Origin of the sequence: Exiguobacterium sp. s127, from assembly GCF_018618695.1 — a bacterium.
In the GTDB taxonomy this organism is placed as follows: domain Bacteria; phylum Bacillota; class Bacilli; order Exiguobacteriales; family Exiguobacteriaceae; genus Exiguobacterium_A; species Exiguobacterium_A oxidotolerans.
This window is the reverse complement of the sequence record NZ_JACSMO010000005.1, coordinates 128,004-150,794: the sequence shown is the minus strand read 5'-3', so window position 1 is coordinate 150,794 and position 22,791 is coordinate 128,004. Positions and strand designations below refer to the sequence as shown.

Sequence of the window (22,791 nt, the reverse complement as noted above, 5' to 3'; positions counted from 1 at the left end):
GGTCAGGAAGAAGAGTTGTCAATGACCTTTCTTGAATCGTCGGTGTTTCTATTTTTCTGGTTAGCGGCACGGATCCTTTTCAATATTCCAGATATGATCAGCACACCGAACGCCGTTCCTAATGTGTTCAACCACACATCATCGACGTCAAAACTACGGTAGTTGTAGCCGATGAACAGACCTATTATCGCTTGAGTCGATTCAATGCCTATACTCATCATAAAGCCCAGCATGATGACGTTCCGTCGCTTCATCATCGGATAGAGAACTAACAAAAAGATTCCTAACGGTACAAACAAAAGGACATTTCCCATGACCTGGATCAAAAAAGCTTCGCCTTGTCCTGAATTTACCGTATCAAGCAGCAGTTTGAACGGAAGGAAGTTACGCTGTTCCCCATGCTGTTCACGAATTACATCGTCAATCAAACTTCGTTGAACGGGTAATGGGAATAACGTAAGTGACACGACGCCGGCAAGATAAACGGAAAGTATCATCCAGTAACTAAAGCGTCGTCCTGAAATTTTACCTTGTGTGACGCGGTAAGAAAGAATAAGTAAACAGATCGTAATCATCAAAAAAACAAGGAAGTTCGAAGGTCAGCATGCAAAAGGTAGTCCTTTCTTAAATAAGAATGCTCGTTAAAAAATACTTAGCTGTTACAGTAAAAACATCGATTCTACATTAAAATGTTCACTTAACGGTACTTTTCTTCCTTCTTGATTCCATTGTTGATATTTGCCAAACACGCTCATAATATCCCCTCCAGCCTGCTCTTCAACCAGATATCTTATTGCTAGAAAACTGCGCCAATAGTCAAACATAATACTTGTCAGACTCCCTTCATAACTCCCCTGTCCAAAATCATTTATTGAGTGTGAACCATATTTCTTTCTAAACATCTTCATCAGCTCTAATTCAATTTCAACAATTTCACTAAACTCCAGTGGACTTAACATCAATTTTCTTGGTATGTATTCACACATTCCTTCTTCGAACCATATCCCATCTTCTCTTTCATCACCAAATTCATCTACGAATAAATCAGAGTGGTGGGTTAATTCATGTCCAAGAATTGTAGCTATGTGATCCATTTTCAGATTTTTATAATATGCTTCTATTTTTTCATTTTTTTGTCCTTCTAGCTGTTCCAAAAATAGTTTTCTCCAACTTACTACATCAGGTGACATGAAAATAAGTTCTCTACTTGTAAACGCGGGGATTGGAATAGTTGAAAATGTCATTGTCGCTAATTCGTGTGTCGTCCAAACAATCCCTCTCGGCAATTCTGTCAAACCAAAATTTTTCTCTAACTCTAATCGATAAACGTCTAGTTTCTGATAAAGTATGACAGTCTTGTCTTGATATCGATCAAAATCTTCTTTGTTGTTAAAAGCAAAGACTTGTTTCATGTTAAATTCCCCTTTGAATCGTTTTTTTTCATTCAGGATGAATTGCTTCTAATTCACTCGTAATGAACTGTGTCAAAGGATGTAACGTCGCTTCAGAAAAATCAAATTTGACTCCGGCAAGCTCATAAATTTCTGTAACTGAACGACTGTTGCCCATAGCAAGCGCTCGTTTGAACCGTTCAAGCGTCTCCATCGGATTTTTTTTGTAGTTCATAAACAGCTGGAGCGCAGCAATTTGAGCAATCGCATACTCTATATAATAAAACGGCGTTTCGAAAATATGGATGACGCTCATCCACTCTTGCCCCTTCCATGCTGATACAGTCCCCCAATCGACGACACCCGTATCATACATGTCGGTGAGCGACTCGAATTTTTTTCTTCGCTCTTCATGGCTGTGAGTAGGATGATGATAGACCCAGTCTTGAAACTGATCAACGATGATGGTTTGAGGAAGAAATTCGACGATTAATCTGAAGTGTTCCATTTTAGCTTGGTAGAGCGAGAACTGATCAGTGACTGCGAGATTCCAGTGTTCCATTGAGAGCAGCTCTAACGACATCGCAGCAAACTCTGCCACTTCCATCGTAATTCGCTTGTCTTCACTGAACGGAATGTCCTTGATTAAGTCATGGTGGATGGCGTGACCGATTTCATGCATTAAAATAACAAGATCATCAAACGTCCCCGTCAAGTTCATAAATATAAACGATTCATGAGAAGCCGGGAGAAATTCTGAAAACCCACCTGGTGCTTTATTCGCTCTAGGTTTTAAATCAAAGTTTCTTTTGCTATGTAACTCGTTGAAGACGGTGTAAAAATACGGATCAATTTTTCTTAAGATATTGCCCACCGTTTCTAGCAATACGTCTTCTGAATCACCGTAAACATTCGTTATGTCAGAGTAAGGTGACACTTTGCTATCCCAAGGTGAAAGATATTTCTTTCCTAAGTAATTTTCCTGTTCTCTTTGTAGCTTCTCTTTGATTGGCAGGAAATACTGTTTAATCGCTCCGGCAATTTCTCTACAATTTTTTGGTGTATAATCAGTTCGCCCGAGCTCTGTAAATGCATATTCAGAAAAAGCATTTAAACCTACATTGTCAGCTTTTTTTATCCGCAAATTAATGAGTTGATCAAAAATCAGGTTAACGTCTTGTTCAATTCCCCCATAAGCAAGTGCTATATTACAAAATGCACGCTCTCGAACGCCTTCATTTTTGTCATATAAAAGACTGTATAAGTCGTTTAGATCCTGGTTTTGATTGGACGGTGAAGTTAATCCACCTGTAATTTTTAAGTATCGATTTACGAGTTGATCTTCTTTTAGACGTACTGCTGTATTAGATTCCGAATAACTTTTCTGCTTACTATTCAGTTTCTCTCGCAGTCTGATGTAGTCCGGTTTATCTCCAATATACTGTAAAGTCTTCTGATCCATTTCGTGCTTAAACTTCGATAACAACGGTTTTATGTTAGTTTGCACAAAATCCAGTTCTTCTTCATACAGTTGGTTTGCAGTATCTCGTTGAAAAGCAATGTACTTTTGGGTAATCAGCTCTTCGTATGTATCAATGATTTTTGAATGACGTTCAAGAAAGGCTTCAATATCTAAACAATCCGACTCGTCTTCCCTCATCAATGTTGTATAACTAGCTTCAAGTGTGCTCAAAGCATCTTTCATTAAAAGCAATCCCCCTCACGCATTTAAAATGTATACAGTTACTTACGACGTAAACGATTTTATCGATTCGATATGCGCGTCTTTAATCATTTGATCGACTTGTGACCGTTGCTTGAGCTCCTCGTAAACGTTATCGACTTGTGCTGGTGTCAAACGACTAACCGTCGCCAGTTTATTGATGGTCCGGCGTAACTCATTCCGCTTGATGACATGGACATGGCTCGAATCGACCGTGATTTTCTTCAGTTCGCACCGTTCACTGAAGACGATCAGTGATTTAAAAACATCTGCCTCAACCGTTTCAGACAAAAACTTTTGAAGACTCTTCAAGTGCTGTTCATTTTGTTTGATCGGGTTGTAGAATTTTTGCTTGAACCGATTCTTGAACATCTGTGTCCACTGGCGGTCCGCTTCTTTCCCGAAAATCCAGCCGCTGTAGTTTTTCGATTCGAGGACGTAAATCCCGCTCTCATGAATGAACGTGACGTCGATTTCCGTCAGGCCTTTCCCCCGTGCTTTTGGTACATATGTATTGATGACAAACTTTCCGTATCCGTCGATCTTTTCTAGTTGGCGTGTCGTCAAATACTCGCCCCACAGCCCTTTGTCACGGACCGCTTTGAGGAATCGTTCTTGTGTTACTTGCTTATAAGTACTTCGTTCAAATGAGCGGCGCCGTAAGTAATACAGACTTGAGAGCGTCACGACGAAACCACCGAACATGACACCACCTATGAGGACTAACAACGGAATTAACGATACAATGATTTTTTCCACTTTTTTCATTCCTTTCACCTAAAAAACCTTTATTTACCACTTATTAAGAATAAACGTATTCTCATGACTTTTCCACTATTTGTTACATGGTACAGTCTATGCTACGGTGAACAAAAGGAGGTGGATGCATTGATGGATGCTTTATTCACATGGTTGCCCGTCTTGTTTCTTGCCATCATCTGGCAATCGATTTCACAACAACTAGCCAAGCAACGGATCCAGCAACAGCAATTAACGAAGGAAATTAAACGTATTCAAATTCACCTTGGAATGCCGGGAGTAGATGCGGATGAGGTTAAACTCCAACATCAAGTTAAACACCTTCTTCAAGAGGATCAGATGGTGGAGGCTGTTAAACTAGTCCGAAATCAACTTGGTTATTCATTACTCGAAGCTAAGCAGTATGTCGATTCTCTTCATTTTGATTCATCAAACTAAAAAGACAGGCAAACCTTCCCTAAGTGAGTGGAAAGTTTGCCTGTTTAATTCGGTGGATAAATTATTTGCTTTACTTCAATTATTGTCATAATTTAAAACATCATTATGAATTATAACCAAATGATAACGTGCTGACGATGAAACCAATCGTCGCAAAGATGAAAAACGTACAACACATTGTCAACAGAACCAACAACGGTTTTGGCAGCTGAACTTTTACTTTCCAAATTGCCACGAGGAGCAGGGCGTTCAGGAGTAGGAATCCGAATAAAAATGCAAATAGACCGAGCCGTTCCTTCATCATGAAGATTAAATCCATGTCATTCTTCCCTTCTTCGATTTGTCAGTCAAACGCGTTAGCGATTACTTTCTTCAACCTATCCATTGTTACAAAAATATCCAAAAATGACAACGCGATTGATTCTTTCCAAGCAAATGATAGACTTCCTTATATGTCAAAACCCGACCATTCTTATAAGCTTATAAATGTTTGCGTTAAATCAGGACGAGTCTTTTTAAACTTGTAATTGCGCGTGTCTTATTCCCTAACAAGATTCAAAGCAGCTCGTTTTGCTTCTTGTGAAAAGTGAGCTCATCGGCTATTCGATTGAAGCGGGATGGAAACGTCCATTCTCGACTCCTATGGGAAAAAGAAGCGCGGTTCGCGCTTCTGTCAGGAATAGGTAAGACCCGGCATGCGAGCATGAAATGCGGGATGCCGCGGCTTACCTTCCGCCCATGGAAAGCGAGGATGGCGGAAACATCCGTTTCAAGGATTTGTCTGGGGATAATTTATGGATCAACCCTGCCACCTTGCGCCTTGCCGGAGGAAAGCATGGGAAGAAAAAACATTTACCCAGCAACTTTTCATAAAAAAACACCGTCCCCGTCAAAACGGAAACGATGCGTTAAACAGGTTTTAGTCACGCGCGGCTAAACGATACAATAAATCGAGTAACTCGATATACAGCCAGATGATCGTCACGATTAAACCGAACGCAGCGACCCATTCCATCGACTTCGGTGCCCGTGCCTCGACTTGACGCGAGATGAAATCGAAGTCCATCACGAGTGACAGCGAGGCGACAATGACGATGACAAACTGAATCCCGATCGCGAGCGGCGAGCTGCCTGTCATGAACGGGAGGTCGACACCGAACAAGGCGAGCAGGAAATTGACACCGTACAAGACGAGAATCGAGAGGATTGCTGCCGTGACAGCGGAACGGAACCGTTGTGTTACTTTAATCATGCCGGTCGTATAGACGAACCACATCGCGAACGATACGACGAACGTCGCGACGACGGCTTTTCCGACGATGCCTGGGTACATGCTTTCGAACATCAAGGAAATCGCACCGACTGCGACCCCTTCGACAAGCGCATAGACCGGTGAAAGAACAGGTGCCGTAGCCGGTTTAAAGGTGATGACGAGAGCAAGGATCAGTCCAAGAACAATCCCGCCAATCAAAGCCGGGAATAAAAATTGCGGATTCGCGGCTAAAAAGAACCATGTTCCTCCGGCTGCTGCCGTGACGAGGGCGAGCATTAAGAAAATCTTACTCATCGTCCCACTTTTCGTCATCGACCGTTCGCCAGCCCGTGCCGTCTCAAAACCTCGGCGCAGCGCTGGGTTAACTTTAAATCGTGATGCCATCTTGCGTTCACTCCTTTTAATTTCTCTGTGTCTTATTACGAATCGTTCCCGAAAAAGTTTCAGCTTAACCAGTTATTTAAAGCACTCAACTGGAACATGACGACTGGAATCGATTCCTTGGCGGAGACGAGGTGTGACGTCGCACGACCGATTTTTCCGCTCGTCACGAACGGTTCGTCCGTGAAGCCTTCGCCAATCGGACCGAATGGGTCGCTATCAATCAAGCGGTGCCAATAGTGAACGAATACTTCGTCATCACCTTGCTTGATTTTACACCCGCTCTCAATGTCCGGACGATCAATCCCGTACTCGGCATAATGCCAAACCGTCGTCGCATCCCACGGTGAACCGATATGCAGAATCTGACCGTCCGCCTCGATGAATCGTTCAATCGGTGATCCGGGACCGAACCCGTTTTCAATCGTGTGGCCCGCGACGAACCCGGCCGCATCTTTACCCCAGGCTGCGACCGACCACATCGGGTGGTCGCTGCGCTCGACATCCGGAAATGTCCGGAACAACTCCGGCACCTTCCCGACGCTGCGGGTCGGCGTCTTCCGTTTATCGTACGCCGGCATTTCTTGACGGACCGTCTCCCACCACTCCTCCGGTACCGCAGGACGGCTCCAGTTTTTCGGGTCCGAGTTATCGGTACTTTGTGTCGCCATCATAATCAAGCCCGTCTCGGTGACGACTTCCTGGACGGCTTCGATGACCGCTTGCGCCCCGCCCGGAACCCAGCCGATCTGTTTCATCGCACTGTGCACGAACACTTTCATCCCTGGCTCGACCCCGAGCTGTTTCAGGTCGCGGATTAAATCCGACTTCGTTACCATTTGATTGACTTCCATCCGTCTCACTCCTTATTCAACGACAAGCTGTATCGTCGAGCCTGTTTTTCCTTGCGTGACTTCAATTTTAGCATCAACCCGTGACTTCAGCTCCTGGACGTGGCTGATGATCCCGACCATCCGTCCGCTCGCTTGAATCGACAGTAACGTCTCGATCGCTTGTTCGAGCGACTCAGGGTCGAGTGTCCCGAATCCTTCATCGATGAACATCGTCTCAAGGGAAACGCCGCCACTCGCTTCTTGGACGACTTCCGAGAGACCAAGCGCGAGCGCAAGCGACGCTTTAAAGCTTTCGCCACCGGACAATGTTTTGACATGCCGTGTCTGTGACGTATAAGCATCAAAAACATTCAGGTCAAGGCCATACTTCTTCAAGCCTTTACCGGCTTCCGTCTTCCGCTCGAGCTGGAAGCGACCTGACGTCATCTCCGTCAAGTGGCGGTTCGCCGCCTGGAGAATCTCATCGAAGTACGCCGTCTGGACGTAGGTTTCGAACGTCATCCGTTGCGCATTTTCACCAACTCCGACCCGTGCCAGCTCCCCGATGATCCCGTACCGGGCGTCCTCGACTTCAATCGTTTGTTGGAGCGTCGCCCAGGCATCAATCAGCTGTTTGACATGGATGTGTTCCTTCTCGGCACCGACACGTTGGTCTGTCGCTTCCGCCAAGCGTCCTTCCGCTGTTTCGACAAGCGTCCGTAAATGCGCGAGATCCGGACGTGCCGCGGCATTGATTTGTTGTTTCAAGCGTTCGAGTCCTGTCGCGACTTCCTGGCGCTTGACACGATCCGCTTCAAGCATCGCTGCGAGTTGTTGCATCTCCTGCCGGGACAATCGCGCCTGTTCGAATTGTTCTAACGTCTCAAAATGCTCTTCCGACAGGGCCTGTTCCAAGTCAGCCTTCGCTTGCGTCCGCGCTGCAACATGTGTCGTCGCCTCTTCGGTAATGTGTTGAAGGCGTCCCTGTCGTTCTGCGACTTCCCGATTGAGTTGATTTTTTTGTTGATCGACCGTCGCCCGGTCGGTTTCATATTGTGTCTGTTTCGCCTGCAATGTCTGTTGTTCCTGTTCGAGAACCCCTTTCGACGCTGACGGCTCGCCTGCTTTCGTCAGCAATGCATCAAGTCGGGCAAGCTCAAGTTCGAGTTTCCCTTGTGCCGCGAGCTGCTGATCGATTTGACTCGTCAGTGTCTCAAGTTCTGTTTCGAGCGTCCGCAAGCGTTGTTCGAGCTGACGTTTTTTATCTTGTTGCTGTTTTTGTTCTGCTTCTGCTTCGACAAGGCGGCTGATTTCCGTCCGAATCAGATCGAGTTCCGTCGGCAGCGTCTGTTCTTGCCCGAGTATTGCGATATCGTGCTCGAGTTGTCGTTTCCGTTCGACGATTGTCCGGTACGTCGCCTGTAATTCCTGGTGGGCCGTCTGCGCTTTTAAATACAGCTGATGCAACGCTTCGACGTCATCCAGCTGTGTCTTCACCGCTGGTTCCGGGTGCTCACGGCTCCCGCAAACGGGACACGCTTCCCCGTCGTGCAGATGTTCAGCAAGCTCGGACGCGAGTTGCATCCGTTCTTTTCGCCGCCCTTCCGCATAGGCCGCTTCCGCTTCATCCTTTTCTTTCCGGACACGGGTCCCGCGTTCAATCAAGTGTTGCCGTTCCGTTTCGTTCCGTTGCCATTCGAGCCGCTTTTGTTCGACCGCCTGGAGGCTGAAGCGCCGTTCCTGCAACGTCAGTTGTGTGTCCGAGACATCAGCAAGCGCCGCGAGTGCCGCTTGGACGCGGGTCCGTTCGCCACGTTTCGCCTCCCGCTCCGTCAGCAACGCTTGCGGGTTCAGGCGTGCGACGTCCTGCACGAGACTTTTTTGTTTTTGTTGCAGTTGTTCCTGCTCGCGCAGTTGCTTCAGTTCAATCTCGATTTGGTCGATCCGTCGTGCCCCGTCGCGGATTTCCTGTTCGCGACGTGCCAACTGTTCCGCTTGACCGGTGATTTGATCTAGCTGCCCTCGCAACGTCGTCAGTTCTGTCGTCAATTGCCCGTGCGCCGTCTCGAGGCGGACGACCGCCTGTTGCTCTGACAGGAAGGCATCGTATCGTCCCGTGATGGCCGCTGCCCGTGTCGCTGCCGCATACCGATCCGCTTGTCGTGTGATGTCGGGTAACGTCACGGCGAGTTCTTGCTCGAGTCGCGTCAGCCGTTCATGTTCGACGAAGGCTTTTTCGAGTTGTTCCGCCTGGCGGAAGCGTTCGCTGACCTGATTGACGTCTTGACGTGCCTGCTGTTCGACTGTTTTGGCGGCAGTGATCGTTTCATCGAGCGACGCTAACAATTCAGCCGTCACGCTCCGGATCGTCGTCTCGTTTTGATTGGCCCAGTCGACTTCCAGCGGCAACTCCTCCAGTTTTGCGAGCTGTTTCGTTTTTGTTTCTTTAATGGCGGCAGCAAGATCGAGTGCTTTCCGGTGCAAACGTTGCTGGAACTCACCGTACTGCTCCGTCTTGAACAGTTGCTTCAGGATTTGCAGTTTGTCTTTTGACTCCGCCATCAACAGTTCCCGGAATTTATTTTGTGGTAACAACAAGATTTGCGAAAATTGTTTGTGGTCGAGTTGCAACAGACTTTGAACCCGTTGCTTGACCTCAGGAATTTTAATGGCGAGCGGTTGCCACGCCGTCCCGTCGAACCGTGCCAGTTCTGCTTCGTGCGCATAATCCGTCTTGTTGACGGGGTGCGGTTGGCTCGGTTGACGAATCACACGATAGCGTTCGCCTTTCAGTAAAAATTCCAGTTCGACTTCCGTTTTGACATCAGCTCGCGCAAAATGACTCCGTAAATCCGTCATCTCCCGTTCGCCGCCTGACGTCTCCCCGTAAAGGGCAAACGTCAAGGCATCAAAAATCGTCGTTTTGCCGGCCCCCGTATTACCGGAGATGACGAACATCGTCCGTCCGGCAAGTGCCGTGAAGTCAATCGTCTGTTCTTCCGCGAACGGGCCGAATGCCCGTAAGGTCAATCGTTCTGGCCGCATGTCGCTTCCTCCTCTAAGACGGTCTGCATCGCATCCGTCGGTCGTTTTTCCCGGACTGCTTCATAAAACTCACTGAATAAATCGGTCAGCGTCGCCGTCTTGACCTGGTCGCGCGATGCTTGAACGGAGCGTGTGCTTTCACGGGTGAAACCGGTCCGCTCGAGATGCAGGATGTTCGGATAGATTTTCTTCAGCTTGCCCATCGGATCAATCAAGGCTTCCGCATCCGTCAGGTTGATTTTGATGTAGTCGTCCGTCGTCTGTGTCGCGACGAACGTCGGATCCATCAGTTCGGCAAGCGTTCCCGTCAGCTCCCGTAAATCACGCCTCGGGACAATCGGCTCAAAGCGGCGGTCAAACGTCCCTGCCGCATTGAGGGTCAGGATATCGACCCCTTTGACGTGATTTGCTTCTGAAAACGAATATTTCAGCAGCGATCCACTGTAACGGATCGTCTCGGAACGGATCGCGAGCGGATTATGTAGGTGACCGAGTGCCGTGTAGGTGAACGGTGCGAACGTACTGGCACTGACCTGTCCCGCCGTCCCGACGGACAGTTGACGCTCCGAGTCGGTCTCAAGCCCACCGATGACGAAGGCATGACCGACGAGGACGCTTGGTTCTGTGATCGTCAAGCCGCTGATGATTTTTCGCATCGCCTCGTCATGGTTACGGATCGTGTCATCCTGATAGACGTAACGGACGATCGCCGGGTCCGCGAACGGGACCGGGTAAAACTGGACGCCTTTAATCTCAATCGGTTCAATCACCGGCGTCAGTTTACCGGCGAGGTGAAGACCCGACCGTTCGAGCAGGGTCGTTGCGAAGCTGAGCCGCTCCGCCGAATCGTGGTTGCCACTGATCGCGATGACCGGAATCCCGCGGTCAAGGACGATGTCGGCGAGTGTCGCGTCGAGCAATTCGACCGCCTCGGTCGGCGGGACGGCGCGGTCATATAAGTCGCCCGCAATGACCACCGCGTCCGGGCGTTCCCGGTCGAGTAACGCTAAAAATGCTTCGAGCGCGGCGCGTTGATTTTCAATCATCGATTCGCCGTGGACGATTTTCCCTAAATGCCAATCCGCTGTATGAATCCACTTCATGTTTCCTCACCCTCACTTTACTAATATATTAAGTTTAGTTTAGCACGTCTGAAACGGCAATGACGACTCTCGTCCGCGCATATGCTTCGATCCGGCATGCGTCTATAATCAAAAAAAAGACAGTAAAGACCGGACGCTACCGGACCTTACTATCCTTTACATTCCATGCATTCATTTCCTTAATGTTTGTGCCGCAACCGCTTGACAGAAGTGATGATGGAGACGGATCCTCCGATGATAGCACCGACTACAATTCCTGTCGTGAATTTTGAGCTCTGATGTTTGTTCGGTATATGGGCTGTTTGTTGTTGTTCGAAAATTTGTGCAAGAGGGGACGCGTCTGGTTCAACTTCGATCAGATGATTGGCATGTGCTTCAACATCTTCCCGTCGTTCGACGCTACAAGGTGACAGATAGAACGGATTTAAGTTCGTCCGGTACCGATCTGGATTCCAATTCGCCTGCTGAACCGGTTCAGCTGTCTGTTCTGTCCGCTTCGTCTGGTCCGATGATTGGACCGTTTTATCGAATTCTTGTTTCATCCTAATCACTCCTCTTCGCTTTCAGTCTACCTAAAACGCCATTTTGTGTCTTGAAGTCTTATTTACCTCTTTTCAAAACATCTAAAACATATATTTTGAATGTTAGTTTGATTTTTTTGTGACTTTTTAACCGAAAAAGGCGTGATAGAGCTGTTTTGCACGGACGAGTTCCTGTTCCCCATGAATCAGGACGCGTCCGTCACGAAAGGCGACGAATCGATGCGTCTCCGTCTTAAAACTGAGCAAGTACGGATTTTTCGCGACGATACTGACGACCGGGCTCAGATTCTGTTCAAGACGTTCTAAGTCACGCGCCTCATCTCCACGGACCTGGACGGCGTCACGTCCACACAATGTTGTAAACTGCACCGGCATGTGCGTCAAATACGGATAGGTCCGGTTCTCGCCGCAGGACGGGCATGATGCCTTCTTCAAAGACGCGACATTGATCCGGCTCTGTTCATTCGTCCAGACGTCGAACGCGAGCAATTCCTGCCGTAACGCGTCCGTCGCACCGACGAGGAGCTTCAAGGCTTCCGCGACTTGATACGCGGCGACGAGTTGAATCGCCGGACCAATCACACCCGCCGTTTCGCACGTCGCTTGCCCGCGTGGTAAATGTTCGAGCAAACAATGCAGGCACGGGGTCTCGTCCGGGAGGACCGTATAGGTCATGCCGTAACTTCCGACGCACCCGCCGTAAATCCACGGAATCTTGTGTTGCGCTGCCACATCATTGATCAGCATCCGGATATCGAAGTGATCGGTAGCGTCAAGAATCAAATCGACACCAGGAATCAATTGAGGTAATTCGTAACGCGTGACATCGGTGACATGGGCTATAATCTCGACTTCCTGATTGATGGCATTTAAGCGGCGCTCCGCGGCGATTGCTTTCGGGACATGCTGCGCGGCATCGTCCTCCGTGTAAAGGTGCTGCCGCTGGAGATTACTCCACTCGACGTAATCGCGGTCGACGATCGTCAGCTTGCCGATTCCGGCCCGGACGAGTTGTTCGGCACTTGCCGTTCCGAGTGCACCCATACCGATGAGGAGGACATGTTTTTTTGTCAGCTCATCCTGTCCCGCCTGACCGAACGGACGAAACCGGGTTTGCCGTGAATAACGATCCGTCATCGACTCATCCCTGTCTCGGGACTGCTCGCCGTCGCGTACCGTTTCTTTTCGATTCGTCCCGCTTCAAAGCCAAGTCGTCCCGCTTCGACGGCAAGCTTCATCGCCTGCGCCATCTTGACCGGGTCTTTCGCATGGGCGACAGCCGAATTAAGTAAGACGGCGTCTGCGCCGAGTTCCATTGCATAGGCGACATCGGTCGGTGAACCGATTCCTGCGTCGACGATGACCGGGACCGTCATCTGTTCGATGATGAAGCTTAAGGCCAGTGGATTAAGAATCCCTTGTCCGGATCCGATTGGGGACGCGGCAGGCATGATGGCGTGACACCCGAGTTCTTCCAGTCTTCGTGCCAACAACAGATCGTCTGACGTATACGGTAAGACGGTGAATCCTTCTTTTAATAATTCTTCCGATGCCCGCAACGTTTCAATCGGGTCCGGTAACAGCGTTTTATCACAGCCGATGACTTCGACTTTGACCATGTCGCACAGTCCGGACGCGCGGGCGAGTTTTGCCAGCCGAACCGCTTCTTCCGCTGTCTTCGCCCCCGCCGTGTTCGGTAATAAATGATACTGACTCAAATCAAGCGCCTCTAAAAAGTTCGGTTGACTCGCTTCGAAGATATCCATCCGGCGCACGGAAAAGGTCAGAATGTCTGCTCCCGATGCCTCGACTGCTTGCTGCTGTGTCGTCACGTCGGGGTATTTGCCCGTTCCGAGTAATAACCGCGACTGAAATGTCGTTTGACCAATCGTTAACATGATTAACCGCCTCCTACGAAGTGGACGATTTCAAATGAATCGCCTGTTTGAATGGGTGTGTTTTGGTATGCTGTCCGCTCGACAATCTGTCGATTTTGTTCGATGATGACCATTTTTTCCGTCAAATTGAGATGATGAATCAATCCGTCGATTGTCGAAATCGTTCCGTCAAGCGTATACGGTTGACCATTAATGGTGAGTTGCATTCGTGTTCCTCCTCGATTCATGTAATGAAAACGGACAAAGCTCATATTTCGGCGTGATTCCCGTTACCTCGTCTGCCAGGACGGACGCCGTGATCGGGGCGAGTAATATCCCGTGCCGATGATGCCCGGTCGCGACGAATAGGTGCCCGACTCCCGGGACCTGCCCGAGATAAGGCAATCCGTCCGCTGTTTGTGGACGAATCCCGGACCAGATGTCCACGATTTCCGCTTCTCTGATTGCCGGGAACAGTCGCGCCGCCGCCTGCAGGAGATGTTCAATCCCGCTGACGCTGACCCCTGTCGTCTCGTCACCGATCCGTTCCGTCGCCCCGATGATGATCCGTCCGTCAAACTTCGGGACGAGGTACACGTCGTCGCTAAACAACGTCTCGGTCAAGACATGCCCCGGAAGCCGGACGGCGAGGCATTCGCCTTTGACCGGTACCGTCGCGATCTCGACACCACTCGTCGCGAGTAATGCTTCTGATCCCCAACCGCTTGCGACCACGACGTTACTGGCTTCACGCTTACCGTTACTCGTCGCAACGCCGACGACGGTCGCCCCTGCCCGGAGCAGTCCTGTGACCGTTGTCTGTTCTTCAATCACACCTCCGCGGACTTTAATCGCGTGACGGAGCGAACGCGTCAACTGGACGGGATCGATTTGACCGACGGATGCAAATTGAATTTCCTCATGGCCCCGAATCAACCGAAAGGGATTTTCTTTATAGCCACTATCAATGCCGGTCTCATTAAACAGCTCACGGACGAGGTCGGGATAAAGCTGTCGACTCGCTGCCGCCAGTTGATGTAAGGCAGGGATCAGTTCATGATCCGTCGCAAGCATGCCGGCTGCCGCTCGCGTCGTTCCTTCGCCACACCGGCTTTGCTCAAGCACGCGTACCGCTTGTCCTCGTTTGAGCAATTCGTAGGCGAGTGTCAAACCGATTACGCCTGCGCCGACGATTAACGTCCCTTTTGCTTTCATTGATCAAGCACCTCGCGATACGACCGGACTGCTTCGACCGGATTTGCCTGACCGAGAATCCCTGACATCACAGCGATGCCAGCAACGCCGGTCGCGAGGACACCCGCGACATTCTCCGGCTGAATCCCGCCAATCGCGATGACGGGGACTTTTGAAAACGTGACGATTTGCGCGAGTGCCGCTAGTCCGCGCGGGGCGACGTCCTGTTTTGACGCCGTCGCAAAGACATGACCATACATGACGAAGTCGCTGCCCGTCTCAAGCGCTTCCGTCAAGGAGTGGATTGATCGGCCGATCTGTAGCTCGCTGAATTGACGCCGCACGACAGCGACGGGAATACTGCGTGATGTCAACTGGACACTTGCCTTCGTCACGAGGGCGACATCAAGCCGGTCATGGACGATTAGTTTTTCACGTGGAACACCGGCGCATACTAGCGCCTCGATCAATTGGACGAGTCGGTCCGCCGACCAACCCGGTTCCCGGATATGAATCATGTCGACATAAGGCACAACAGCCGGCAAGACTTCTAGAAGATGTGTCAGCTCTTTTGTCCCGGTCGTCACAATATGTAACTTCGGACGCATACCTTCTCCTCCTTGCTACACAAAAAGGACCACCCCATGAACATGATGGAGTGGTCCGAAGAATGTCCAGGTAAGACCTGAGACAGGATGATAATCAGAAGCCACTTCCCTCCGCTAGTACGAACTAGATCAGGTTCAAAGGGTCCGGATATTTCCGTCTCAGTCTGCTGCGAGACTCCCCTAGTGTAGAACTATTTAGTGTTGGTTGGTTCATTCGTAGTCTACCATGACCGCTCGCTTGATTTCTAGTCTGACTTGTCAGTTCAGCCGATCCGTGACCGTTTTGACCTGTTCCGTCAATTGTTCACGCGTTGGAATCAGCTTCGTGTCTGCTAAATCATACGTTTGTTTTAGACGTAAGACACGTGTCACCTTCGCGTCGAGGTCAGCCCGTGATAACGACTTGTCCTTGATTCCCTGCATGATCGCCGCATGAACATCCGTGTAAGCACCGGCTTGCGAGAACATCGCCATGTCGGCACCACGTTCGAGGGCGAGGCGCGCAGCTTGGGCGAGACCATATTGTTTCGTGATCGCGCCCATTACGAGGTCGTCCGTCACGATGACGCCATCGAACTTCAACGCTTCACGCAACAGCTGTTGCATGACCGGCTCTGATAACGACGACGGATTGTCTGGGTCGAGCGCCGGGAATAAAATGTGTGCGACCATCACCATCTCCGCTCCGGCATCGATTGCCGCTTTGAACGGGACGAGTTCCAGTTGCTCGAGTTGCGCTTTCGTCTTCGTCACGGTCGGTAAGCCGACATGCGAATCGACGGTCGTATCCCCGTGTCCAGGAAAATGTTTGATGACCGGCACGACGTCTTCCGACTTAATTCCCTGCATTAACGGGACACCGAGCCGGGCGACATCATCCGGCTCAGCGCTCAGTGCCCGGTCCCCGATGATCGGGTTCGCCGGATTGCTGTTGACATCAAGAACCGGGGCAAAATCCATATTGAATCCATAAAACCGTGACATCGCACCAAATGCCTGTCCGGTCTTTTGCATCAATGCCGGATTGTTTTTCTGACCGAGCGTCAAACTCGGAGGTAAATGAAACGCTTGATCCGGGACACGGCTGACACGTCCTCCTTCTTCATCGAAACCGAGGAACGCGAGCGGTTCGGCGGCTTGTGCGTCCTCAATCGCTGCCGTCAAGGTTTTTAGCTGGGCGTCTGACGTGATATTGCCTCCGAGTAACAGGACACCGCCCAGCGCGTGATCGCTTAACAGACTTCGGTCTGCGTCCGATAACGTTGTCCCGCTGATCCCGATATACAGCAATTGATCGACCTTTTCAGCAGTCGAGAGTTTGGCGAGCTGACGTTTGATGTCTTGCTCCGCCTGTTCGGCAGCCGTCGGTTCGTCAGCGACCGGCTGTTGCTGACTCGTCTTCGGTTCCGGTTTCGTCTTCGGTTCTGTTGCTGGTTCACTCGCGCATGCCGTCAAAAAGCAAGCCGTTAAAAGCACGTAAATCGGTTTCAAAGCGGTTCCTCGTTTCGGACGCCATTGATTGAATAATAGACTTCAATTTCAGCATTCAGTGATTTCGAGACAGAACAGTATTTATCTTTTGATAACGACACGGCCCGGCGGACTTTATCGTCCGGTAAGTCGCCTTCGAGACGATAATGAATCGAAATCGTCGTAAAGCGGCGCGGGTGTTCCGTCGCCCGTTCTCCCTCAATGTCCATCTCAAACGAGGTTAACGGTAAACGCATTTTTTCTAAAATGGAGACGATGTCCATCCCCGTACAGCCGGCGACGGCGTGCAACAACAATTCAGTTGGCCGCGGTGCTCCGTTCTGACCGTTATTTTCAGGTGCTGCATCCATTGCCAGTTGGTGTCCGGACTCCGTCATGCCACTAAAGCCCATCTTGTGATTCCATGTAATCGTCGCTTGCATTTTTCTCACTACCTTTCGATTTTTAGTTCGGTGCGATTCGCTCTCCTTCATTATAGCGTAGTCTCACCTGAAGAAAATTGACATGCTATTCAAAATAATGCTTCTTTTCCTTCGACAACCGATTCCCGTTCACCTGACACACGAATCATGCTATTCTGAAAAACGATAGTTTCGCGCTGCTTAGCGCTAGAATTGAGGAATTGATATGTCATCTACTACCCGTTTACGTAAAACGGACTGGCTTTTAATCGCCACCCTCTCCTTACTGACGTTCGTCTTAGGCACAAGCGAATTCGTCATCGTCGGGATTTTATCAGAAATCGCTTCGGCCCTCGGAATCACGATTGCGAAAGCCGGGACACTCGTTTCCGCCTTTGCGATTGCCTTCGCGATCGGGACACCGGTCACGATGTCGATCACGGGACGCTTCGAGCGTCGCAAATTAATGCTCAGCCTGATCTTTGTCTGGGTCGTCTTGAACTTTTGCAGCAGCATCGCCGACACCTACTCGCTTCTGCTCGCAACACGGATCGTCACCGCCGTCCTGACCGGTGTCCTGATTTCGCTTGCAATGGTCGTCGCGAGTGACAGTGTCCCGGTCGCGAAACGCGGTGTCGCCGTGTCGTTCATCTTCGGCGGCTTTACGCTCGCGAACGTCTTCGGTGTCCCGATCGGCACGTTTATCGGGCAACACGCCGGTTTTGAAGCGACGTTTTGGCTGACGACAGCCCTCGGACTGATTGCTTTTTTCGCCGTTTTCAAAGTCGTCCCGCGGCAACAGGCGACGGCGTCAAGTTCCGTTAAGGATCAACTGCGCCTGCTCGCGAACCCACGTATCATGATTGCCTTCTTCATCCCGTCGTTTGGATTTGGTGCGACCTATGTCGTCTACACGTACCTCGTACCGATCCTCGAACTCGAACTCGAGCTGCCGCGGGCCTGGATCAGTCCAATCCTCCTCGCGTACGGCGTCGTCTCGATTTTCAGTAACATTCTGGCCGGGAAAATCGCCAGTCATAATCCGATCGGTCGGTTACGGTTTGTGTTCGTCGTGCAAGCGTTCGTCTTGGCGGCCTTATATGTCACGACGTCATCCGTCACGCTCGGACTGATCAATATCGCTTTGATGTCACTGATGTCGATTTTATTGACGACATCGACACAAATCTATCTGATTGACTTGGCGGAAAAGTTCAACCCGGAAGCAAAAGGACTCGCTGCGTCCTTGATGCCGGTCGCAAGTAACGTCGGGATCGCCTTCGGCTCCGCGCTCGGTGGACTTGTTTACGCGAGCGGACCGATGATGAACACGGCGCTCGTCGGCGGACTCGTCGCCTTGGTCGCTGCACTGTTGACTGCGGTCAGCTTCCGACTCGACCGACGCGCATCATAAACGAACTGAAACTAAAGGATTCTCACTTCACTTGTTTCCTAGGATGCAACGTGAAGGGAATCTTTTTTTGTGCCTTGTATCCTCAAAAAAGTAGTTTCTCAGCCCGAACCTTACAAGATTGTTAGGGACTCGTTGCCAACTTGTTGCTTTATTTGTAAATCTACATGGTACGCTGAAACTAGCTTTTCACCCTAACTTAATTAAAGGAGTTTTTTTCATGAAACCGTATTATGCCATCACATTAACGGCCTTACTTGTAACGGCTTCCGTCAGTCCAGTCGTTGCGTCTGCCGCAACACCAACAAAAGTCGAGACGAAAAAACCGTTGTCCGAAAAAGCACTCGCGAATAAGAAACTTGCGATCGCAAAACTCGCCACGTCACTGATCGGTACGCCGTATAAAGAAGGCGGCACGACGACAAAAGGATTTGATGCTTCAGGCTTCACGCAATACGTCTATCAAAAAAGCGGCTTGACGCTGGAGCGGACGGTTGCAAAACAGGCTGCCATGCCGTTGAAAACCGTCACACTTAAAAAAGCGATGCCGGGTGACTTGTTGTTCGTCCAGGCGAAAAAAGCAAAGACACCGAACTTCGTCGGGATCTATACGGGCAAAAACACGTTTGTCGCCGTGACGACGAAGAAGGTCGAAGCCCAGGACCTGACATGGAGTTATTATACGAAACAGGACATCCTCATTAAATCGTACCAATGACAAAAACGCGCGGCTGACTTCAATGCAGAGTCAGCCGCGCGTTTTTACTTATTTTTCGAACTCTATGCAACAAGTTTTCAGCCTTAATCACAATTATTTTACAACGAGTTCATTTAATATTATGTCTTGTCGCTTTAATCGATCTTTGATATTGCCTTCATAAATTACGTTTCCCGACAATGGATCAATCACTTGGACGTTGAAGATGCCGGTCCCTGTATTCAACCCCGTGTAGATTACTCCGTTTTCTAGTCGGAAATATGTACTTGAGCCGTCAGCCCCCTGCCATTTGTTAAAATCATTTGAATGACGAGTCAGCTTCTTACTATCGATATCATATACAATCCATTTGAAGCGTTCCTGATCAGCATCTATAAGCGCAACAAGTTTTGTTCCATCCTCGATGAGTTCAGATTGATACAGATCGATTGAATCTAGCGCAGTCAGAGATTGAACCGTTTTTCTATCACTGATGTACGTGTTTCGTTTAGTCGCGTCCAATCCATTGATATCTCCTTCTGTTTGATAAACGATTTTCTCACCGTTAATCCCAAGAACATTGAAGTACTCATTTGATGTCTTCGGTAAATCGACTGTTTGAATCGTATCTGCTTTTAAGTCGAACTTAAAGAAATGATTTCCTACATTCGTTGGATCTTCATCTACGACATAAACATACAGGCTGTCACCAGAACGTTGGAACGGATTGAATTGCACTTCCCCTTTGTACTTGATTCCAGCTGGTGCTGATACTATTTTTTTAAAGAGGCGTTGTTTTTTTTGATTAAAATATTGTAGTTCCCATCGTCCCTCTTTCTGCAGACGCATCGCATAGACAATACCATCTTGCTCTAACGTATTAACCGAATTAGGGGCAATGAAGCGGCGGAACGCACGGGGAGCGTCGATGATGTCAAAAGGATTTTTGAAGAGTTGATCCACAAAATCATGTGTTGTTTTTTGCACACGACCATTCAGCGTGATCTCATAATCCATTGGCTTTAGACCACGATCTAAGATTTCAGCGTGGATGGACTGGACAGCTTGTTGTTTCGGATCACCTTTGACCGTCTCGATTACAAATTCTGATTCATCCATCGAATGAATGAACCATCCGTAAATGCCAATCGTCAAGAAACTGACGACAGTCAGAATGAGTACAAATTTAAAATTTCGCATGGTTTCCTCCTTAAACTGTGATTTTCCATTTTAACAAACGCAAACTTCTCCAAATTGTATAAATAAAATACAACGTAAATACTGACAGAACGATTGCTCCGAATTCTTCTTGAAGCAACCCGTCAATCATTTCTAAGCTATACTGCATACTAACTAAAATAACTATTAAAGCAACTAGTTCAATGATGATGAACAGCATTCCTTTTGACTTCCCGTATGACCGTTCAAGCAGAACGAACAGGAACAAGAAACTGACGATGAACAGCGATAAGATAACCAGCACAAATAAATCGATTAAGTTCATCATGTATAATTTATTGAGGCTCCTTGAGAGACCGAGCGAACCTGACTCCCTGTACCCATCTTTAATTAACCAGTTGAAGATCCCATGACTGAGTTGAATCACCGTCCACTGTAAACCAAGGAAACTGACAATCACGAGTACGAGAGAAGTAAATTTTGCGAAAAAGATTTTTGCGCGACTACCTGGTAGTAGTAATAACCGATATATGTACTTGGATTCGCCTAGCCAATCCCGATACCAGATTTGAATCGCATATAGCAAAACAAACGCAACCCCGATCATAATGATATAACTGAAATAAGAACTGGCTTGTTCAAACGATAATTTCCCGATTTCTTGAATCGCTTCGACTTCAGACAGTTTTGCACTCTTCATGTAACTTTGGACTTGGCGTTCATGGTAAATGATTCGTCCGACAACAATTAAGATTTCGATACTCGCAATCGCAAGAATGAACGATACGATGATTTTCCAGCTTCGTTTTAACTCTTCATTCGTCAGCATCAGATATTGTTTCATCGTTGATAGACCTCCCGCATGCGGTCTTGGACTGATTTCCCGTACATTTCCCGCATTTCTTCCGTATCGTGTTCATCGATAATCCGACCATCCTGTAAAAAGACGACCCGATCAATCAAATGTTCGACTTCGACGATTTCATGCGTCGTCATCAAAATTGCACGTCCTTCCATGAAATGACTCGAAAATAGCCAGGCAATTTGTTCTTTCGTAAATAAATCAATTCCTGCGAATGGTTCGTCAAGCAACAAATAGGGACGATCAAGTGCAAAACCGAGCACCAAACTGAACTTCGCCTGATTTCCTTTTGACAGTTCTAAAATCCGGTCGGTCGATAACAGCTTCAACAGCCCCATTAATTCTTCAGCGACCTTCGGATTCCAGTCCGGATAATAATCACTCATGTAACGCAAAGCATCTCCAATCGTCATGTAAGAAGGCATCGTTTGAAGATCGGGAACAAAAGCAATTTTTTCACGCGATACTTCACCGTCAACCAGCACTGTTCCGGCGTCGATCGGCACAAGACCCATAATCGCTTTTAAAATCGTCGATTTCCCTTCCCCGTTTAAACCGATCAGGCAGGTGATACTGTCTGGGCGAACTGAAAAGGAAACCCCTTCTAAAATCGGTTTCTTACGACCATATCGTTTCTTTAATCCATGGACTTCAAGCATCAATTTTCCTCCGTTCCGTTGATTGATAAACGGTTTCGACTTTCGTAACGACTTCGCCGAGCGGTATCTGAATCGCTTGGACCGCCTCGATGAATTGCGCAACTGCTTCGTCCAACATCTCCGTCCGGACTTTTTTTACAATGTTTTGATCCATCGTGATTTTACTCGGGACGTTTCGTTCTGTCGTAATCAATTGCTGGTCCTCCATTTCTTTGTATGCTTTTTGAGCCGTATTCGGATTAATTCCGAGTTGCGCAGCGGTTTCCCGCCGCGATGGAATTTCTTGCCCGCATTTTAAGTCTTCTGTCGCGATTCGTTCCTTGAACCAGCGGACGACTTGAAGATAAACCGGGCTTCTTTGGTCAAATTGCACGTGCCCTCGACCACTTTTCACCGTTCGTTGTATTAAAACAGTAATACACTTTCTTTCTGTATCATATCGATAGTACAGTTGACTGTCAATCATTTCCCATCTATTGATTTTATTTCTTTTTGACCAGTCTCGTAGAATCGGTAGTCTCAATTATCTATCGACATAAAAAAGGTGATGCCGATCTCATTTCTGAGTCGGAATCACCTTTTTTACTTATTTTTCGAACTCTAAAATCGTTTGTTGCATCGGAACGCCCGACATCGGAACCGTCCGTTCAACGAACAGATATCGTTTCCCGTTCACTAAAAAGCGACGATTTCCTAAGTACTCCACTAATTTTCCGTCCTGCTTTAATTTCTGCTCGATTGCTTTGACATGCTCATCGAGCGTATAAAAACGATCGTCAAACGTCATCGTGATGTTTTTCTTTTTGAAGCCAAGTAAATAACTGAAGAAAAACCAAAATGCTGCCCCGACTGCAATGATCCCCAAAATGATTTCCATCTGAACTTCCCCCTTTGTTTAACCTATTCTACGGATACCTACCTAAA

General features: G+C 48.5%; 25 protein-coding genes and 1 riboswitch. Of the genes, 3 read left to right on the top strand and 22 right to left on the bottom strand.

Annotation, left to right across the window (positions count from 1 at the left end; all coding sequences use genetic code 11):
* Positions 1-2: 2 nt before the first annotated feature.
* The 4 genes from KNP98_RS08690 to KNP98_RS08675 form a co-directional block, all read right to left on the bottom strand.
* On the bottom strand, positions 3-575 hold the full coding sequence (locus KNP98_RS08690) for a VanZ family protein (protein ID WP_214811150.1): 573 nt from the start codon (positions 573-575) through the stop codon (positions 3-5).
* Positions 576-659: 84 nt separating this feature from the next.
* Complete coding sequence (locus KNP98_RS08685) at positions 660-1,412, bottom strand: hypothetical protein (protein WP_214811147.1); 753 nt, start codon at positions 1,410-1,412, stop codon at positions 660-662.
* Positions 1,413-1,440: 28 nt separating this feature from the next.
* Positions 1,441-3,096 (bottom strand): M3 family oligoendopeptidase, encoded by a 1,656-nt coding sequence (locus KNP98_RS08680; protein ID WP_214811146.1) that lies wholly within the window; start codon positions 3,094-3,096, stop codon positions 1,441-1,443.
* 42 nt (positions 3,097-3,138) lie between these two features.
* The gene (locus KNP98_RS08675; protein WP_214811145.1) at positions 3,139-3,873 is read right to left on the bottom strand and encodes a nuclease-related domain-containing protein; all 735 of its coding nucleotides are present in this window, start codon (positions 3,871-3,873) and stop codon (positions 3,139-3,141) included.
* Between the two features lie 132 nt (positions 3,874-4,005).
* Between KNP98_RS08675 and KNP98_RS08670 the strand changes: the two genes are divergently transcribed.
* Positions 4,006-4,311 carry a hypothetical protein gene (locus tag KNP98_RS08670; RefSeq protein ID WP_088836850.1) on the top strand — a complete coding sequence of 102 codons (306 nt, stop codon included), beginning with the start codon at positions 4,006-4,008 and terminating at the stop codon, positions 4,309-4,311.
* 103 nt (positions 4,312-4,414) lie between these two features.
* On the opposite strand, the gene KNP98_RS08665 is transcribed toward KNP98_RS08670, so the two are convergent.
* The 13 genes from KNP98_RS08665 to KNP98_RS08605 all read right to left on the bottom strand — a co-directional run bounded on the left by KNP98_RS08665 (position 4,415) and on the right by KNP98_RS08605 (position 17,080).
* Positions 4,415-4,630, bottom strand: coding sequence for a hypothetical protein (locus KNP98_RS08665; RefSeq protein WP_214767553.1), 216 nt, complete (start codon positions 4,628-4,630; stop codon positions 4,415-4,417).
* Between the two features lie 600 nt (positions 4,631-5,230).
* Positions 5,231-5,968, bottom strand: coding sequence for a Bax inhibitor-1/YccA family protein (locus KNP98_RS08660; protein ID WP_088836843.1), 738 nt, complete (start codon positions 5,966-5,968; stop codon positions 5,231-5,233).
* A gap of 59 nt (positions 5,969-6,027) precedes the next feature.
* Positions 6,028-6,819, bottom strand: coding sequence for an AAC(3) family N-acetyltransferase (locus KNP98_RS08655; RefSeq protein WP_214811144.1), 792 nt, complete (start codon positions 6,817-6,819; stop codon positions 6,028-6,030).
* Between the two features lie 12 nt (positions 6,820-6,831).
* The gene (locus KNP98_RS08650) at positions 6,832-9,843 is read right to left on the bottom strand and encodes an AAA family ATPase (RefSeq protein WP_214811143.1); all 3,012 of its coding nucleotides are present in this window, start codon (positions 9,841-9,843) and stop codon (positions 6,832-6,834) included.
* On the bottom strand, positions 9,825-10,946 hold the full coding sequence (locus KNP98_RS08645) for an exonuclease SbcCD subunit D (RefSeq protein WP_214811142.1): 1,122 nt from the start codon (positions 10,944-10,946) through the stop codon (positions 9,825-9,827). The genes KNP98_RS08650 and KNP98_RS08645 overlap by 19 nt, the downstream gene beginning before the upstream one ends.
* A 179-nt stretch (positions 10,947-11,125) precedes the next feature.
* On the bottom strand, positions 11,126-11,488 hold the full coding sequence (locus KNP98_RS08640; protein ID WP_214811140.1) for a hypothetical protein: 363 nt from the start codon (positions 11,486-11,488) through the stop codon (positions 11,126-11,128).
* A 126-nt stretch (positions 11,489-11,614) separates the two neighbouring features.
* Complete coding sequence (locus tag KNP98_RS08635) at positions 11,615-12,625, bottom strand: ThiF family adenylyltransferase (protein WP_214811138.1); 1,011 nt, start codon at positions 12,623-12,625, stop codon at positions 11,615-11,617.
* Entirely contained in the window at positions 12,622-13,386 is a 765-nt protein-coding gene (locus tag KNP98_RS08630; protein ID WP_214811136.1) for a thiazole synthase, read from the bottom strand. Before KNP98_RS08630 ends, KNP98_RS08635 begins: the two co-directional genes overlap by 4 nt.
* A gap of 2 nt (positions 13,387-13,388) precedes the next feature.
* Positions 13,389-13,592: a sulfur carrier protein ThiS gene (gene thiS / locus KNP98_RS08625; RefSeq protein WP_159172662.1), complete on the bottom strand. Its 204-nt coding sequence runs from the start codon at positions 13,590-13,592 to the stop codon at positions 13,389-13,391.
* Positions 13,576-14,580 (bottom strand): NAD(P)/FAD-dependent oxidoreductase, encoded by a 1,005-nt coding sequence (locus KNP98_RS08620; protein ID WP_214811135.1) that lies wholly within the window; start codon positions 14,578-14,580, stop codon positions 13,576-13,578. Before KNP98_RS08620 ends, thiS begins: the two co-directional genes overlap by 17 nt.
* Positions 14,577-15,167: a thiamine phosphate synthase gene (locus KNP98_RS08615; protein WP_214811134.1), complete on the bottom strand. Its 591-nt coding sequence runs from the start codon at positions 15,165-15,167 to the stop codon at positions 14,577-14,579. Before KNP98_RS08615 ends, KNP98_RS08620 begins: the two co-directional genes overlap by 4 nt.
* An 89-nt stretch (positions 15,168-15,256) precedes the next feature.
* Positions 15,257-15,359: riboswitch (TPP riboswitch) on the bottom strand.
* Positions 15,360-15,425: 66 nt separating this feature from the next.
* A complete protein-coding gene (gene nagZ / locus KNP98_RS08610) occupies positions 15,426-16,658 on the bottom strand; it encodes a beta-N-acetylhexosaminidase (RefSeq protein WP_214811133.1) in 1,233 nt (410 codons plus the stop codon).
* Positions 16,655-17,080: an OsmC family protein gene (locus KNP98_RS08605; RefSeq protein WP_214811132.1), complete on the bottom strand. Its 426-nt coding sequence runs from the start codon at positions 17,078-17,080 to the stop codon at positions 16,655-16,657. Before KNP98_RS08605 ends, nagZ begins: the two co-directional genes overlap by 4 nt.
* Before the next feature lie 205 nt (positions 17,081-17,285).
* Between KNP98_RS08605 and KNP98_RS08600 the strand changes: the two genes are divergently transcribed.
* Positions 17,286-18,473, top strand: coding sequence for an MFS transporter (locus KNP98_RS08600; RefSeq protein WP_214811130.1), 1,188 nt, complete (start codon positions 17,286-17,288; stop codon positions 18,471-18,473).
* A gap of 217 nt (positions 18,474-18,690) precedes the next feature.
* Positions 18,691-19,188: a C40 family peptidase gene (locus KNP98_RS08595; RefSeq protein WP_214804889.1), complete on the top strand. Its 498-nt coding sequence runs from the start codon at positions 18,691-18,693 to the stop codon at positions 19,186-19,188.
* 93 nt (positions 19,189-19,281) lie between these two features.
* Here the strand turns inward: KNP98_RS08595 and KNP98_RS08590 are convergent, their stop codons facing one another.
* From KNP98_RS08590 to KNP98_RS08570, 5 genes are all read right to left on the bottom strand, one after another.
* Positions 19,282-20,367 carry a hypothetical protein gene (locus KNP98_RS08590; RefSeq protein ID WP_214811128.1) on the bottom strand — a complete coding sequence of 362 codons (1,086 nt, stop codon included), beginning with the start codon at positions 20,365-20,367 and terminating at the stop codon, positions 19,282-19,284.
* 10 nt (positions 20,368-20,377) lie between these two features.
* On the bottom strand, positions 20,378-21,190 hold the full coding sequence (locus KNP98_RS08585) for a hypothetical protein (protein WP_214804893.1): 813 nt from the start codon (positions 21,188-21,190) through the stop codon (positions 20,378-20,380).
* Positions 21,187-21,867 carry an ATP-binding cassette domain-containing protein gene (locus tag KNP98_RS08580; RefSeq protein WP_159172669.1) on the bottom strand — a complete coding sequence of 227 codons (681 nt, stop codon included), beginning with the start codon at positions 21,865-21,867 and terminating at the stop codon, positions 21,187-21,189. Before KNP98_RS08580 ends, KNP98_RS08585 begins: the two co-directional genes overlap by 4 nt.
* The gene (locus KNP98_RS08575; RefSeq protein WP_029333419.1) at positions 21,860-22,240 is read right to left on the bottom strand and encodes a GntR family transcriptional regulator; all 381 of its coding nucleotides are present in this window, start codon (positions 22,238-22,240) and stop codon (positions 21,860-21,862) included. The genes KNP98_RS08580 and KNP98_RS08575 overlap by 8 nt, the downstream gene beginning before the upstream one ends.
* Positions 22,241-22,453: 213 nt before the next feature.
* Entirely contained in the window at positions 22,454-22,744 is a 291-nt protein-coding gene (locus KNP98_RS08570; protein WP_214811125.1) for a hypothetical protein, read from the bottom strand.
* Between the last annotated feature and the right edge of the window lie 47 nt (positions 22,745-22,791).

Coding starts and splice junctions, on each gene's coding strand:
- KNP98_RS08570 (WP_214811125.1), bottom strand. CDS start 22,744: ATGGAAATCATTTTGGGGATCATTGCAGTCGGGGCAGCATTTTGGTTT.
- KNP98_RS08640 (WP_214811140.1), bottom strand. CDS start 11,488: ATGAAACAAGAATTCGATAAAACGGTCCAATCATCGGACCAGACGAAG.
- KNP98_RS08660 (WP_088836843.1), bottom strand. CDS start 5,968: ATGGCATCACGATTTAAAGTTAACCCAGCGCTGCGCCGAGGTTTTGAG.
- KNP98_RS08590 (WP_214811128.1), bottom strand. CDS start 20,367: ATGCGAAATTTTAAATTTGTACTCATTCTGACTGTCGTCAGTTTCTTG.
- KNP98_RS08595 (WP_214804889.1), top strand. CDS start 18,691: ATGAAACCGTATTATGCCATCACATTAACGGCCTTACTTGTAACGGCT.
- KNP98_RS08620 (WP_214811135.1), bottom strand. CDS start 14,580: ATGAAAGCAAAAGGGACGTTAATCGTCGGCGCAGGCGTAATCGGTTTG.
- KNP98_RS08600 (WP_214811130.1), top strand. CDS start 17,286: ATGTCATCTACTACCCGTTTACGTAAAACGGACTGGCTTTTAATCGCC.
- KNP98_RS08635 (WP_214811138.1), bottom strand. CDS start 12,625: ATGACGGATCGTTATTCACGGCAAACCCGGTTTCGTCCGTTCGGTCAG.
- KNP98_RS08650 (WP_214811143.1), bottom strand. CDS start 9,843: ATGCGGCCAGAACGATTGACCTTACGGGCATTCGGCCCGTTCGCGGAA.
- KNP98_RS08665 (WP_214767553.1), bottom strand. CDS start 4,630: ATGGATTTAATCTTCATGATGAAGGAACGGCTCGGTCTATTTGCATTT.
- KNP98_RS08685 (WP_214811147.1), bottom strand. CDS start 1,412: ATGAAACAAGTCTTTGCTTTTAACAACAAAGAAGATTTTGATCGATAT.
- KNP98_RS08690 (WP_214811150.1), bottom strand. CDS start 575: ATGATTACGATCTGTTTACTTATTCTTTCTTACCGCGTCACACAAGGT.
- thiS (WP_159172662.1), bottom strand. CDS start 13,592: ATGCAACTCACCATTAATGGTCAACCGTATACGCTTGACGGAACGATT.
- KNP98_RS08585 (WP_214804893.1), bottom strand. CDS start 21,190: ATGAAACAATATCTGATGCTGACGAATGAAGAGTTAAAACGAAGCTGG.
- KNP98_RS08630 (WP_214811136.1), bottom strand. CDS start 13,386: ATGTTAACGATTGGTCAAACGACATTTCAGTCGCGGTTATTACTCGGA.
- KNP98_RS08655 (WP_214811144.1), bottom strand. CDS start 6,819: ATGGAAGTCAATCAAATGGTAACGAAGTCGGATTTAATCCGCGACCTG.
- KNP98_RS08580 (WP_159172669.1), bottom strand. CDS start 21,867: ATGCTTGAAGTCCATGGATTAAAGAAACGATATGGTCGTAAGAAACCG.
- KNP98_RS08670 (WP_088836850.1), top strand. CDS start 4,006: ATGGATGCTTTATTCACATGGTTGCCCGTCTTGTTTCTTGCCATCATC.
- KNP98_RS08615 (WP_214811134.1), bottom strand. CDS start 15,167: ATGCGTCCGAAGTTACATATTGTGACGACCGGGACAAAAGAGCTGACA.
- KNP98_RS08680 (WP_214811146.1), bottom strand. CDS start 3,096: ATGAAAGATGCTTTGAGCACACTTGAAGCTAGTTATACAACATTGATG.
- KNP98_RS08645 (WP_214811142.1), bottom strand. CDS start 10,946: ATGAAGTGGATTCATACAGCGGATTGGCATTTAGGGAAAATCGTCCAC.
- KNP98_RS08605 (WP_214811132.1), bottom strand. CDS start 17,080: ATGCAAGCGACGATTACATGGAATCACAAGATGGGCTTTAGTGGCATG.